This window comes from Mycolicibacterium frederiksbergense (assembly GCF_012223425.1).
In the GTDB taxonomy this organism is placed as follows: domain Bacteria; phylum Actinomycetota; class Actinomycetes; order Mycobacteriales; family Mycobacteriaceae; genus Mycobacterium; species Mycobacterium frederiksbergense.
In genome coordinates, this window is the sequence record NZ_CP038799.1 from 576258 (window position 1) to 590418 (window position 14161).

1 pseudogene is annotated in these 14161 nt (G+C 69.1%); it reads right to left on the bottom strand.

The features are described 5' to 3' along the window. Window positions 1-44: 44 nt before the first annotated feature. Window positions 45-14132 (bottom strand): annotated as a pseudogene (locus EXE63_RS33415) (amino acid adenylation domain-containing protein); the annotation flags it as partial. Window positions 14133-14161 lie beyond the last annotated feature (29 nt).

The following is a 14161-nucleotide window of genomic DNA, read 5'->3' on the forward strand; positions in this document are numbered from 1 at the left end:
GCCTCGCCGACCGCGACCAGCACCGTCGATTCCAGTCCCTCGGTCGGCAGCACCGCTGCTGCCGAGGGGGTTTGGGTCAGGACGGTGACGCCCTGCGCGACGATCACCGCGTGCAGGTCCTCGACATCGCGGACCACCACGACACGGCCACCGCGCAGCAGCGGTCCGAAGATCTCCCAGACGGACACATCGAAGGCCAGCGAGTGCGCGTGACTCCACACCGACCCCTCGGGCAACCCGCGGTGCGGCGCCCCGAGCAGTTGGGTGACATTGGCGTGGGTCAGCCCGACACCCTTGGGCACCCCGGTGGTACCCGAGGTGTAGATCAGGTAGGCGGGGTTGTCGGCGGCGGGCGCGGCCAGCGGTGCGTCGATACCGCCGTCGGGCACGTTGTCGATATCGACGACGGCACCGCCGAAACCTGCGAGTAGTCCGGCGAATTCGTCGGTGACCACGGCGGCGACCGGTGACGCGTCGGACAGCACGAACCCGATGCGTTCGGCGGGCCAGGCCGGGTCGATCGGCAGGTAGGCCGCGCCGGTCTTGAGGACGGCCAGCATCGCGCTGATCGCCTCGGCCGAACGCGACAGCAGCAGCGCCACGACCTGACCCGGTCCAGCACCGTGCCGGATCAGCAGGTGCGCCAGCCGGTTCGACGCCTCATCGAGGGCCGCATAGGTGAGCGAGCGGTCACCGCTGATCGCGACCGCGTCGGGGGTGCGCGCGACGTGTTCGCCGAACAGTTCCGGTATCGAGATCCCGGCCGGTGCGTTGCCGAGTGCCGCCACGTTGCCGAGGGCGCGCAGTTGCGATACCTCGTTGTGGTCGAGGAGATCCAGGGCCGCCAGCGTCCGTTCCGGGTGTGCGGTCATCGCCACGAGCACCCGACCCAGCCGGTCGACCAGGTCGTCGACGGTTGCCGCGTCGAACACGTCGGTGCGGAACTCGACGATGCCGCCGATCCCGTCCGGGGCTCCGGATTCGGTCCAACGTTCGGCCAGTGAGAACGCCAGATCCATGCGCGCAGTGTGGGTATCGACCGGCAGCGGGTTGATCTCCAGGTCACCGAGTACCAGGCCGGCGGCGGTGTCCGCGTGTTGCCAGGGCAGGTTCTGCCACCCCAGCATGACCTGGATCAGCGGGTGATGGGTCAGGCTGCGGGTCGGGTTGAGCCGTTCCACCAGGACCTCGAAGGGCACGTCCTGATGCTCAAAGGCGCTCAGGCTGCTGGTGCGCACCCGCTCCAGCAGCTCGGCGATCGACGGGTTGCCGGTGAGATCGACCCGCAGGACCAGGGTGTTGACGAAGAAGCCGACGAGGTCGTCGAGGGCGGTGTCGGAGCGACCGGCGATCGGGAAGCCCACGGCGACATCGGAACTGGCGCTCAGCTTCGACAGCAGTACCGCCAGCCCGGCCTGCACGACCATGAAGCTGGTGGCGTTGTGCGCGGTGGCGAGTCGGGCGATCTGCTGCTGCAACTCGGCGGGCCAGTCGATGTCGACGGTAGCGCCGCGGTGGTCGGCCACCGCCGGGTAGGGGCGATCGGTCGGCAGGTCCAGGTGTTCCGGTATGCCGGCCAGGGCGCCTTCCCAATACCGCAGCTGCTCGCCGACCGGGCTTGCGGGGTCATCGAGCTCACCCAGTTCGGCACGCTGCCACAGGGTGTAGTCGATGTACTGGACCGGCAGCGGTACCCAGTGCGGCGGTTGTCCGGCCGAGCGGCATGCGTAGGCGGTGCCGAGGTCGGTGACCAACGGCCGCAGCGACCAGCCGTCGGCGGCGATGTGGTGCACCACGGCCACCAGCAGATGCTCATCCTGAGTCACGCGGAAAAGTCCGGCGCGTAGCGGGATCTCGGAAGTCAGGTCGAAGGTGTACCGGGCCACCGCACTCATGGCCTCATCCAGCCGATCGGGCGACCAGCCGGTGGCATCGACGGTGTCCCAGCCGACCTCGATGGTATCGGCCGGGAGAACCACCTGTTGTGGGATGCCGTGCGCCGAGGCGAACACGGTGCGCAGACTCTCGTGCCGACTGACCACGTCGGCCATCGCAGCGCGCAGCGCAGCGGGGTCGAGCCGCCCGCGCAGCCGCAGCGCGACCGCGATGTTGTAGATGGGTGACGGTCCCTGCAGCTGGTCGACGAGCCACAACCGGTTCTGCGCGAAGGACAACGGGACCGCCGGCGGCCGCTCGGCCGGCACCAGCGGTGCCTTGCGGGAGCCACCGAGATCGACCCGCAGTGCCAGCTGGGCGACGGTCGGCGCCTCGAAGACCGTGCGGACCGGCAGGTCCGCGCCCAGCGCGCTGTTGACGGCGGTGATGAGGCGCATGGTGGACAGCGAATCGCCGCCCAGGTCGAAGAACGAGTCGTCGACGCCGACGCGCTGCACACCGAGGGTGTCGGCGAAAATGTCGGCAAGCGCCTGCTCGATGGCACCGGCGGGCGCTCGGTAGCGGGTGGTCTCGTGGTAGTCCGGGGCCGGCAGTGCCCGGGTGTCGAGCTTGCCGTTGACGGTGACCGGCATCGCCGGCACCCCGATCACCGTGGACGGCACCATGTAGCCCGGCAGCCGTTCGGCCAGGGCGGCGCGGGCGGTCACCGGGTCCGCCGACCCGGTGATGTAGCCGACCAGCCGTTTGTCACCCGGAGTGTCCTCGCGGGCGATGACGACCGCCTGTTCCACCCCGTGCACGGCGGCCAGGGCCGAGCGCACCTCGCCGAGTTCGATGCGGTAGCCGCGGACCTTCACCTGCTCGTCCGCACGGCCGAAGTAGTCGAGCTGACCATCGGGTCGCCAGGACACCAGGTCGCCGGTGCGGTACATCCGGGTGCCCGGCTCACCGAACGGGCACGCCATGAAACGGGTTGCGGTCAAGGAGGTCCGGCGCCAGTAGCCGGCTCCGACGCCGCGGCCCGCCAGGTACAGTTCGCCGACCACCCCGGGGGGCACGGGCCGCAACCAGGCGTCGAGCACGAAGAACGCGGCCCCGGCGGTCGGTGCACCGATCGGCGGCGCACCGGACCCGGCGGCCAGCGGGGCGCTCTTGCAGGCCCACATGGTGGTCTCGGTCGGGCCGTAGACGTTGACCATGACACGCCCGGGCGCCCAGCGGTCCACGAGTTCCGGTGCGCAGGCCTCCGCGCCGATCACCAGTGCCGCATCCACGCCCTCGGTGGGCAATACCGCTGCCGCCGAGGGGGTCTGGGTCAGCACGGTGACCCGTTCGTCGATCAGCAGGGCATGGAAGTCCGGTGCCGAACGGGCGATGTCATCGGGGACCACCACCAGGCGTCCACCGTGCAGCAGCGCCGCCCAGATCTCCCACACCGAGAAATCGAAGGCATAGGAGTGGAACTGGGTCCAGACCTGCTCCGGGGAGAGCTCGATACCGATGTCGAGTCCGTCGAACAGCTGGATCACATTGCCGTGACTGACCGCAACACCTTTGGGAACGCCGGTCGTGCCGGAGGTGTAGATGATGTGCGCGATGTCCTCGGGGCCCGGCCCCTCCGGGACGTGGCCGGCCGCCACCGCGCGGGTGGGGTCGGCGCAGTCGTCACACTCGATGACCGCGATTCCGGCCCCGGCTACCCGGCCGGCCAGCGTCGCGGTGGTCAGCACGGCGACCGGCCCGGCGTCGTCGAGCATGAACTCGATGCGGGCCGGCGGCAGCGCGGGATCCATCGGCAGGTAGGCCGCACCGGATTTGAGCACCGCCAGGATCGCCACGATCGCCTCGGCCGATTTCGGGAACAGCAGTGCCACCGACCGTCCCGGGCCCGCGCCGCCGGCGATCAGCAGATGCGCCAGGCGGTCGGCGGTCCGATCCAGTTCGGTGTAGGTCAACGATCGTTTCCCGTGCACCACCGCGACGGCGTCCGGTGTGCGGGCGACCTGCGCGCCGAACCTCGCCGGTACCGTCGATCCGGGGTAGGGCAGCCCCAGCACCGTGCGGTTGCCCCAGTGGTCGAGTCTGGCCCGCTCGCCGTCGTCGAGCAGATCCATCGAGGACAACCGGCGCCGCGGATCGGTGGTGAGCGCCGACAACAACCGCTGCAGCCGGCCGACCAGGGCCGCCACGGAGGCGGCATCGAAGATGTCGGTGCGGTATTCGACCGTGACATCCAGACCGTCGGGATCGCCGTCGGCGTTCCAGCGCTCCCCCAGCGAGAACGCCAGGTCCATGCGGGCGGTCTCGGTATCCACCTGTAGCGGGGTCACCTGCAGGTCGCCCAGCGCCAGTCCGGCGGCGTCGCCGGGTTGCCAGGCGAAGTTCTGCCAACCGAGAAGCACCTGCACCAGGGGGTGCCGGGTGAGGCTGCGCGCCGGGTTGAGCCGTTCGACGAGCACCTCGAAAGGGACATCCTGATGTTCGTAGGCGGCCAGGCTGCGCCCGCGCACCTGCGCCAGCAGGTCGGCGAAGGTCGGGTCGCCCGCCACGTCGACGCGCAGCACCAGCGTGTTGACGAAGAAACCGACGAGGTCATCGAGCGCGCTATCGCGCCGGCCGGCGATCGGAAAGCCCACTGCGACATCGGTGGTCGCGCTGATCTGCGCCAGCAGCGCGGCGAAGGCCGCCTGGATCACCATGAAACTGGTGGCGTTGTGTTCGCGGGCCACCCGGCGCACCTGCTGCTGCAGCTCGGTCGGCCACTGCACGGCCACCCGGGCACCGTGGTGATCGGCCACCGGAGGGTAGGGGCGGTCGGTGGGAATCTGCAGCTGCTCGGGCATACCGGCCAGCGCGGTCTCCCAGTACGCCAGCTGAGCGGCGATCGCGCTCTGGTCGTCGTCGAACTCGCCCAGCTGGGCACGCTGCCACAACGTGTAGTCGACGTACTGCACCGGCAGCGGCGCCCACCCCGGCGCCTGACCCACATACCGACTGGCATAAGCCAATCCGAGATCACGCACCAGTGGGGTGACCGACCAGCCGTCGGCGGCGATGTGATGCACGACGGCCACCAGGATGTGCTCTCCGTCGGAGACCCGGAACAGCGTTGCGTGGAACGGGATGTCAGTGGCCAGATCGAAGGTGTGCCGCGCCGCCGCGCCGACCGCTTCGTCGAGGCGGTCCGCGGGCCACCGGTCGGCATCGACGGTGCGCCAGCCGATATCGGCGTCCTCGGCGGGAATGACGACCTGCTGAGCCGATCCTTCCGGTGCCACGAACCGGGTGCGCAGCGATTCGTGGCGGGCCACCACATCGCCGAGCGCCAGCCGCAGCGCGTCGGCATCCAGGTGGCCACGCAGTCGCAGGGCCACCGCGAGGTTGTAGATCGGTGACGGCCCCTGCAGCTGGTCGAAGAACCACAACCTGTTCTGCGCGAACGACAACGGGATGACGGCGGGTCGGTCGGTGGCCACCAGTGGCTCCAGCCGCGCGGCGTCGCCACCGATGCGGGGCGCCAGCTCCGCGACGGTCGGCGCCTCGAAGATGGTGCGCACCGACAGGTCGGCGTCCAGGCTGGTGTTGACGGCGCCGATCAGTCGCATCGCCGACAGCGAATCGCCGCCGAGGTCGAAGAACGAATCGTCAACACCGACCCGCTGCAGACCGAGCACCTGGGCGTAGATGTCGGTGAGGATCTCCTCGACCGCGCCGGCGGGTGCCCGGTATTCGTCACCGTCGCCGTATTCGGGCGCCGGCAACGCTTTTCGGTCCAGCTTGCCCGAGGAGGTCAGGGGCATCTCGTCGAGCACGACGATGTGCGGCGGCACCATGTAGTCGGGCAGCCAGGCGCTCAGCCGGCGCCGCACCGCGCTGATCTTGGTGGCGCTGTGCGGCTCGTTGGCGTGCACCGCGTGCGGAACCGGGAGGTACACATCGGTGAGCGCGGGTGTCGCGGTGCCGGTGGAAGCGACGAAGACGGCGTCCACGGTGCCCGGCGCCGCGCCCCAGGTGACGGCGACGTGGTAGCCGGTCGACTCGCCCAGACGGTACAGCTCCTCGGGTGTGCAGCTGGGTAGTGACGATGGCTTCTCGACCGTGATCTGCCCGTCGGCCAGTGCCTGTTCGAGCAGCACGTCTTCGATCACCCCGGTGCGCGGGATACCGCTGACCCGAACGGTATCGGGACGGTCCTCCACCAGCATGGACTGCAGTTCGGCGAGATTGCGGCATCCCGCAGGCCATTCGTGGGTGGGGATGTCGGCCAGTGAACGCACCGGGCCGGGGCCCTTGCGGATGGCTACGTCGTAGCGGTAGCGGCTCAGTTCGTTGTCGGCGGTGCCGCGTTTGACCTGGATGTCGACGCCCGAGGCCGCCACATGATTGTCGGCCCAGCTGGTGAAGAACTCCGGGGCCAGCAGCAGTTCGGGTTCGCCGAGCACCGCGTGCTGCACACGCTGGCGGATGACGGCGGCATCCAGGCCGGCCGCTGCGTGCCGCACCAGCACGATCCCGGTCTGGAAGGCGTTCTGCAGGCTGTGGTTACGGACGTCGCCGATGAACAGTGTGCCGCCGGGGGCCAGCAGCTCCATCGCATTGTCGATGACCTCGCCGAGATACGCCGCGTTCGGGAAATACTGGACGACGGAGTTCACCACGATGGTGTCGAAGTGTCCGCGCGGCAGCCCGTCGGTGACATGGGCGGGCCGCGCGAGCAACTGCACCCGGTCACGCCAGGCAATTTGGTTGTCCTGCAGTGCCTGTGCGATCGCGTCGACGACAACCGCCGAGATGTCGGTGGCGAGGTACTGCTCGCAGTGCCCGGCCACCTGGGACAGCAGCAGACCGGATCCCACACCGATCTCCAGCACCCGCCGCGGCTGCAACGCCAGGATGCGGTCGACGGTCGCGGCCCGCCATTCCCGCATCTCGGCGAGCGGGATCTCCGTGCCGGTGTAGCTGCTGTTCCAGCCCCGGAAGTCCTCGCCGAAACCGGGTGCCTCGATATCGGCGGCGTAGAGCTGGTCGTAGATGCTCTGCCATTCCTCGACGATCTGGGTGTCCTGCCCGGTATCGCGGTTGGTGTCGGCGTGCTCGAAGGTCAGGTAGGCGACCAGTTGTGAGCCTGCGGTGCCGTGGTGCACGGCGGCGGCGGCCTGGCCCACCTGGGGGCAGGCCAGCAGCGCGCTCTCGATCTCGCCGAGCTCGATGCGCTGTCCGCGCAGTTTGATCTGGGTGTCGACCCGCCCCAGATAGTCCAGGGTGCCGTCGCTGTTCCAGCGCGCCAGATCACCCGTGCGGTACAGCCGTGCGCCCGGACCACCATCGGGATCGGCAACGAACCGCTCTGCGGTCAACCGTGCCCGTCCCACATACCCGTGTGCCAGTGCGGGTCCGGCCAGATACAGTTCGCCCGTCACACCGGCGGGCACCGCGCGCAACTGCGCATCGAGCACCAGTGTCCGCATCCCGGCAATCGGGGATCCGATGTTGACCGGCCGGTCCGGTGACAGCGGGGTGCCGGTGGCCCAGATGGTGGCCTCACTGGGTCCGTAGGCGTTGAACATCCGCCGACCGGGCGCCCAGGCCTGCACCAGTTCGTCGGGGCAGGCCTCACCGCCGGTGATCAGGGTGGTCAGTTCCGGCAGCCGGGTCCGGTCCAGGGACGCCGCCACCGTCGGGGTCAGCAGGGCTGCACTGACGCGCTGCCGGTGCGCGAGTTCGGTCAGCGCCTCACCGGCGTACACGTCCTTGGGCGCGATCACCAGGGCAGCACCGGCGCCGGTGGCCATCAGGATCTCGAACAGTGAGGCGTCGAAGGTGGGCGCCGCGACCATCAATACCCGAGACGACGCGGCGAGCCGGTACATATCGCGTTGGGCGGCGGCGAATCCGAGCAGGCCGGCGTGGCTGACCGCCACGCCCTTGGGTTCACCGGTGGAGCCCGAGGTGAAGATGACGTAGGCGGTGTCGTCGGTGCCCAGCGGCGCGAGCCGCTCCTCGTCGGTGATCTCCTCGGCGCGTTGCCCGGACAGCGCGAGTTCGTCGATGCGCAGCACCGGGCGCTGCCCGGCACCGGCCACGGTGTCCATACCGCATGTCAGCACGCATCCGGCGTTCACCGAATCCAGCACGGTGACAATGCGTTCCACCGGATGGGTGCGGTCGATGGGCACGTAGGTACCGCCCGCCTTGAGCACGGCCCACCAGGCCGCGACCAGCTCGGCGGTCCGGTCGACGGCCACCCCGACGGCGCATTCGGGTCCGACACCGGCCCCGATCAGGGTGCGCGCCAGCCGGGTCGACCATTCGTCGAGCTCGCGATAGGTCAGGCTGTGTTCACCGTCGACGATCGCGGGCGCGTCCGGGTCGACGGCTACCGCCGCGGCGAGCAGCCCGGTGGCGAGGCCGACGGGTGCCTCGACACCCGCGCCGGACCACTGGGCCAATCGGCGATGCTCGTCGGCATCAAGAGTGTTGATGGACAACAGCTTCCGGGCTGGATCGGCGGCCATCGCGGTCAGCAACCTGCGCATCCGCCCCATCAACGTCGCGATGCCCTGCGCGGTGAAGACCTCGGTGTCGTATTCGACGTGCAGATTCAGCTCGTCGCCCGGGATGGCTTCGACCGTCAGCGGGTAGTGGTTGAACTCGCGGTTGGTGAACCCTTCGATCGCCAGGTCATCGGCGCCCAGCGGCGCCCCGGTGTCCACCGGGTAGTTCTCGTAGACGAACAGGGTGTCGAACAGCTGCTCGTGGCCGGTGGCGCGGTGGATCTCGGTGAGCGCCAGGTGCTGATGGGACAGGGTGTCGTTGTGCGCGGTGTGCAACTGCTCCAGCAGATCTGCGGTGCTGGCGTCCGCGGTGATGTTGGCGCGCACCGGCACGGTGTTGATCAGCAGTCCCACCATCGATTCGGCGTCGGCCATCTCGATCTGGCCGAGCCGGGACCGGGCGGTGCCGAACGCGACGTCGTGCCGGCCGGTCAGTGAGGTCAGCAGCACGCCCCAGGCGCCCTGCAGCACGGTGCTGACGGTGGTGCGGCAGGACCGGGCGAGTTCGCCGAGAGCCTGTGTCGTCGCCGCGGGTATCGGGAAGGACGCAAAACCGCGCTGCCCCAGCCCGAGTCGGTCCGGACGCCGATCCGGTGAGCCGAGCAGGGTGGGCGTGTCGAACCCGGTCAGTGCCTGCCGCCAGGCCGCACGTGCGGCGTCGAGGTCACGGTCGGCCAGCCAGGTGAGGAACGCCCGGTAGGACGCCGCGGCGGGGAGGCGCTCCCCGGCGTAGCAGGCGAAGATCTCGCGCAGCAGGATGGGCATCGACCAACCATCGAGCAGGATGTGATGGTTGGTGAGGATGAACCGGTGCCGTTTTGCACCGGTGCGGATCAACACGGCACGGAAGGCCGCCTGGTTCGCGAGGTCACCGACGGCGGCGCGTTCCTCGGCACAGAGTCGTTCGATCGTGTCGTCGCCGGCCCCCTCGGTGAGATCGAGGAACTTCCAGGCGATCTCGGGATCCTCCAGCAGGATTTGCACCGGCTCGTCATAGCCCTGGATGAACTGGGCGGCGAGGTGCGGATGCCGGGCGACCACGGCGCGTACCGCGTCACGCAGGCGATCCGGGTCGAGTGTTCCGGTCAGGGTGAAATCGAGTTGCACCGAATACATCTCGGCGGACATCTCGGAATGGGCGCTGTCGGTGTGGAACAGCAGGCCCTGCTGCAACGGTGTCAGCGGCAGGATGTCGGCGATCCGGAACCGGGCCTGAAGGTCGTCGATCTGCGACTGGCTGAGCCGGGCGGGCACGATGTCCGACGGGGTGAGCCCTCCCCCACCGCCGCGCACATGTGCGCAGATACCGGCCAACGCCTCGAACCACAGGCCGCTCAAGCGGGTGACCTGCGCCGCGTCGAGCACCGAGGTGGCCCAGGTCCAGTCGGCCTGCAGCTGCGGACCGTCCGCGGCGTCCACGGTGGCGGCGTTGAGTTCCACGGTGTGCACCAGCGGCATCGACACCGCGGCGGCCGTGCCGGTCAGCGACAGCGCGTCCGGGCCGGGGCGCCACAGCTCGTCACCGGCGGTCCCCGGCGAATTATCCAGGCGGCCCAGATAGTTGAACCCCACGGTCGGATCAACCCCGTCGAGGTCGATGCCGTCGTTGAGGTAGCGCAGCAGCCCGTAGGTCAACGGGTGCGGGAGCGCGCGCAGCTGTTCCTTGGCGTTCTTGATGACCGCCCCGAGCGGCTCCGCACCGGCGCGTACCTGGGACCAGGACAACCCGGTGATGGACAGGGCGACCGGGTACTTGGTGGTGAACCAGCCGACGGTGCGGGACAGGTCGATGTCCTCGGCGAGTTCCTCGTGCCGACCGTGGCCTTCGACATCGATACCGACCGGGGTAGTGCTGCCCAGGAACTCCGAGACGGCCAGCGCGAAGCCGATCAGCAGGATGTCCTGCACCCCGGCATGGAACGCGGCGGGCGCCTGGCCGAGCAGGATGCGGGTGTTCTCGGCATCCAGCGTCGATGACAGCCGTCCGGCCGTGGCGAAGGTGTCGGCCGCCGGTCGCGCCGCGGGCAAGGCGGGAGCAACCGCCAGCCGCCGCCAGCTTTCGGCCGTCTCGATCACGGCCGGTAGCTGGGCGTGCTCGGCGAGCACGGTGGCCCACCGCTGAAAGGACGTGCCGGTCGGCGGCAGTTCGACGGGCTGCCCAGCACGGCGCTGCATCCACGCGGTGGTCAGGTCTTCCAGCAGGATTCGCCAGGACACCCCGTCGACGGCGAGGTGGTGGATGATCAGTACCAGCCGACTGCTCGCGGGGATCCACAGTGCGCTGAGCACGGCGCCGGTCGCCGGGTTCAGTCGCGCGCGAGCGGTCCGCACTGCGTCGTCGGTGAGCGCGTCCACGAGGTGCAGGCAGTGCCGCGCATCCACCGCGCCGGCCTCGGGAATCTTGATGGCACCGCCGGCACCCACCCGGAGCCGGAGTGCGGCGTGCCGGTCGAACAGGGTCTGCAGCAGGTCTCGCGCATCGGCGGCGGTGGCACCCGACGGTGCCTGCACCACCATGGTCTGGTTGAACTCGTCGGCCCAGCCGCCTGCGCCGCCTAGGTCGTTCAGCCACCGCATGATCGGCGTCGCGGGCACCGCGCCGATGCCCTCGTCGACCGGGCCGGTGTCGTCTCGGGCGGCGACCACGCGGGCCAAACGTGCCACGGTCTCCTCGACGAAGATGTCACGCGGTCGGCAGGTCAGCCCGGCGGCCCTGGCCTTCGCGGCCACCTGCATCGACATGATGCTGTCGCCGCCCAACTCGAAGAACGAGTCATCCACGCCGATGCTGTCCAGCCCGAGCACCTCGGCATAGATTCCGGCAAGCAGTTCCTCGGTCGCGGTTTCGGGGGCCCGGTGCTGCCCGGGCGTGTATTCCGGTGCGGGCAGGGCCCGGACGTCCAGCTTGCCGCTGGAGGTCAGCGGCAGCTCGGCCAGCACGACCACCGCGGTCGGCACCATGTAGCCGGGCAGCCGAGTGGCCAGCGCCGCGCGTGCCTGCGCCGGGTCCACGGAGCCGGTGACGTACCCGACGAGCCGTTTGTCCCCGGGGCGGTCCTCCCGGACGATCACCGCCACCTGCCCGGCCCCGTCGACGTCGGCCAATGCCGTTGCGACCTCGCCGACTTCGATCCGGTACCCGCGGATCTTCACCTGCTCATCCGCGCGCCCCACGTAGCACAGCTGCCCATCGGCGCCCCAGTACACGAGGTCACCGGTCCGGTACATGCGCTGCCCGGATCCCTCGAACGGGCAGGCCACGAACCGGGATCCGGTGAGGTCGGAGCGGCCCAGGTACCCCAGGCCCACACCGGCGCCCGCCACATAGAGTTCTCCGACCACCCCGGGTGCCACCGGTTGCAGCCAGCCGTCGAGCACGAACAGTGCCGACCCCGCGACCGTGGAGCCGATCGGAGCGGCACCGCCGCCTGCCTGCAGCGGCGCGCTGACCGCGACGTAGATCGTGGTCTCGGTCGGTCCGTAGGCGTTGATCATCACCCGGCCCGGTGCCCACCGGTCCACCACATCGGCGGGGCACGCCTCACCGCCCATCACCAAGGCCGTCGACTCCAGCCCCTCGGGAGGCATCATGCCGATGGCAGAGGGGGTCTGGGTGAGGACGTTGACGCGCTGCTCGACGAGGTAGTGGTTCAACTCATCGGGTTCGCCGACGATCGATTCGGGCACCACGACCAACCGGCCGCCGCGCAGCAGCGCGGAGAAGATCTCCCAGACCGAGAAGTCGAACGAGTAGGAATGCCAGTGCGACCAGGCCTGCTCAGCGGGCAGGCCGCCATCTTGGGAGGCGATCAACTGGGTCAGGTTGTGGTGGGTGACGGCCACCCCCTTGGGGGTTCCGGTGGTGCCGGAGGTGTAGATGACATAGGCGATGTCGTCGGGTGCGACCGGCACGCTGACCGGACCCGCATCGACGGCGGTCTCGTCGATATCGACTATCGGACCATCGAATTCGCCGAGCAGGCCGCTCGTGGCCGCGGTGGTGACGGCGGCGGACGGGGCGGCGTCGGCCAGCATGAACGCGATCCGGGCCGCCGGCAGCGATGGGTCGACCGGCAGGTAGGCGGCCCCGGTCTTGAGGATCGCCATGACGGTGGTGACGGCTTCGGCGGTCCGCGGCAACAGCATGGCCACCCGTTGGCCCGGCCCGACGCCGCCACCGATGAGCCGGTGCGCCAGACGATTCGATGCGTCGTCGAGTTCGGCATAGGTCAGCGAGCTCTGCCCCGCACTGACCGCCACGGCCTCGGGGCGGTTGGCGACCTGCGTGGCGAACATCGCCGGGATCGATGTCGGCGCGGCACCGGCACCGCGCAGTGCCGACCAGTTACCCAGCGTGGCCACCGCTGCGCGCTCGGGTTCGGCCAGTGGATCGACAGAGGACAGCGGGCGCACCGGATTCGCGGCCATCGCCGCCAGGATGCGTTCCAGGTGTCCCACTAAATCGGCAGCCGGCGTCGTCGAGAAGGGCTGGGCGGCGCCGAATGTGCTGAGCAGCAGGTCGTCTCCGGCCCCGGTGAACATCAGCCCGGAACCGCGCCCGAGGCTGGAGGTCAGCGACGCTGTCGCGGTGGCACCGCCGAAGGGCACGGTGAACGCCGACGGGAGGAAATCGAGCACCGGGCGGTCCGCGATCTCCCCTGGAGCGCGTGCGTTGAGTTCGCGTTCCAGAGCTTCCACCGGAAATCGCTGATGCTGCAGGGCTTCCTGGATGCAGGTGTCGACCTGCGCGCAGAACTCCGAGACCGGTGTGGTCGGCGATATCTTCAGCACCAGCGGAACCACCCCGGCGACCATCCCGGGCAGGGTTTTCGATTCGGGTTCGACGCGTCTGCTGACCGGGAAGTCGAACACGACCTCGTCCCCGTCGGCACACCAGCCGCGCAGCATCAGTGCGCATGCGGCAGTGATCACCGATGAACGTGCCATACTCCACTTCTGGCTGAGTTTCTCGACGCCGGCCAGAATTCTCGGATTCAGCGGGACGCGCTCAAGTGCCTGAACAAGATCAACGGCCGCCGCATTTTTCGTTCGGTGGTGATCATTACCGGATCCACCGGGAAGATGATCTTGCCAATACAGCTGATCGCGCGCGTACGATTCCGAATTCTCGTACGTGTTTTCGCACGCAATGAGGTCAGTGAGTGAACCGAACACGGTGGATGAAATGGGCGCGCCGGAGACGGCGGCGGAATATATCGAAGCCATCCGCTGACAGACCAGAACCATACCCACTCCGTCGATGACGATGTGGTGGCAGCAGACGAAGAGATAGTTCTTCGTCGCACCGGCCCGGAATAGCACGAATTTGTACAGCTTGTCGTCGAGCGGCATCGGCGTGCGCTGAATCGCCAATGCCATGTCGAGCGCCTGCTGCGCGGGCGCGTCGGATTTGCGCACGTCGAACACCGTCAGCTCGACCGCGTCATCATCGAGACGTTTCTGGAACACCTCGCCGTCCGCCTCGAAGAAACCGACCCGCAGTGGTTCGGACTCCTCGACCGCCCGGCGGATGGCCCATTTCAGGGCCTTGCGGTCGAGCATGCCGTCGATCTCCACGAAGAGACCGAGTTGCCACTCAGTGGCGGACTGACCGGTCTCCTGTGCCAGCCAGATGTCCAGCTGTGCGCGGGTGATCGGTAGCGCTGATTCCCCGAGTTCCATCCCCACCCTCGAATCGCGACGTTCTGGCC